Consider the following 1,552-nt stretch of genomic DNA (forward strand, 5'->3'; position numbering starts at 1 on the left):
ACTCTACGCAGCATCCTCAAATCGCGTGGTGCAGGCTGGTCCGGCTCGGTGATCGATGCCCCCTGCGGTCAGGCCGCCGTCTTCACCGGAGGCCAGGAGTACGCCCTTCCTGCGGCCCTCTCCACGAACGGCGAGGAGATCAGGGTGCTGACGGCTCAGTTCCACGCGGTCATCCCGATCCCTGCGGACCTGGGCGACGCCGAGCAGCGTATGTGCCTCATCGCTTTCTCCACACCCCAGGTCACGCACTGGGAAGACTGTTATGCACCGATCATGGCCGGCGTGCTGCGCAGTCTCCGCTTCACAAGCTCCGCAGAGCCAACAGCCGACCGCACCGATTGATCATCGCCCTCCGCAGCCTGCGTGTCCGCATCCCCCGCAGAAACCGCCACTGCGGCATGCGCACGAACAAGGCCTCGCGCGTCGTGTGTTCCGCCCGGCGGTGGCGGTCCACGGGGTGAGGCTGGACGTGCGGGCGGCAGGCGGCCTCTCTGCGGTGCGCGCCGCGGCGGTCTCGAACGCGCTGAGCTTGACGGCCAGGGAGCTGTTGTCCAGGCGGTCCAGCTCGCCCGGCAGTCGAGGATCAGTGTGGCCGTGCAGGGCATACCCGGCGCCCGATACCAGTTGGAAGGCCGCCTCCGTGCTGATCCAGGCCGTCTCGGGCGGCACGTTCGCGCCGCCTCGTTCGTACCAGACGGCGTGACTGGAGGCAGTCAACAACTCTGCCAGACGAGGAGCTCCCAGTTCGCCGCCGGATCTCACAACGAGTTCAGCGTTTTTGAGCGTGGCGTGGACCAGGGCGCGTTGGCGGTGAAGATCGATGTGCGGCATGGGGGCGTCCTCCTTGAGGTGCCAGCCGTTGCGGCGGGTGCACGGGAGCCCTGGCCGTGCCCGGATGGGGCGCGGCCAGGGGCAGGGGCTATGGGGTGCGGGGCAGGGCCGTTTTGTAGGCGTCGAGGACCAGGCCGAGCTGGTTGAGCTGCTGGGCGGTTCGGGCGGCCAGCAGGTCGGTGCTGTGGCCGCAGGAGTTGAGTACGCCGCTGACGGGGATGAAGGCGGCCGTGCGGCGGCAGTTGAGCGCGTCGTTGAGGCGGTCGCGGGCGTGGGCGGCCTGCAGTCGCAGGCGTGCGTAGAGCCGGTCGGCCTCCTTGGCGGTGTCCAGGACGAGCTGGGCCAGCAGAGCATCGGAGGCGCCACAGTGCGCGCGGGCCCGCAGGTGGCGGTATGCCTCGTCGTTGCCGAGCACTTCGCGTACGGCCTGCTCGCCCGGCCCCATCGGCTCAGCGGGCAACGGCCGGACCTCATCCGGAGTTGTCTTGGCGGTTCCGCGGACGCGGCTGGTCGGGTTGGTCATGTCGGGGTGTCCTTACGGGCAGAGGGGCGTGCGGGGGTTCAGGGGGTCTCGCCGTAGCGGCAGGCGGCGGTGTGGGCCTGGTCGGTGGGGAAGGTGTCGGGAACGCTGCCGGGGCGGGTGAGGTCTGTGCCCGTGATGGGGGCGTGGGCCAGGTGGGTGCCGAGGTCGGCGAGGTGGCGGATGGTTGCGAGGGGGACC

The 1,552-nt window shown here is 70.0% G+C and carries 2 protein-coding genes; one reads left to right on the top strand and one right to left on the bottom strand.

Annotated elements, in window-relative coordinates:
• Window positions 1–342 (top strand): hypothetical protein (locus tag ACQKIP_RS47070; RefSeq protein WP_427745828.1); only part of this gene is annotated, 342 nt, incomplete at its 5' end.
• 577 nt (window positions 343–919) lie between these two features.
• On the opposite strand, the gene ACQKIP_RS47075 is transcribed toward ACQKIP_RS47070, so the two are convergent.
• Entirely contained in the window at window positions 920–1,354 is a 435-nt protein-coding gene (locus ACQKIP_RS47075; RefSeq protein ID WP_365865436.1) for a hypothetical protein, read from the bottom strand.
• Window positions 1,355–1,552 lie beyond the last annotated feature (198 nt).

Source organism: Streptomyces sp. NPDC059900 (assembly GCF_050270335.1).
In the GTDB taxonomy this organism is placed as follows: domain Bacteria; phylum Actinomycetota; class Actinomycetes; order Streptomycetales; family Streptomycetaceae; genus Streptomyces.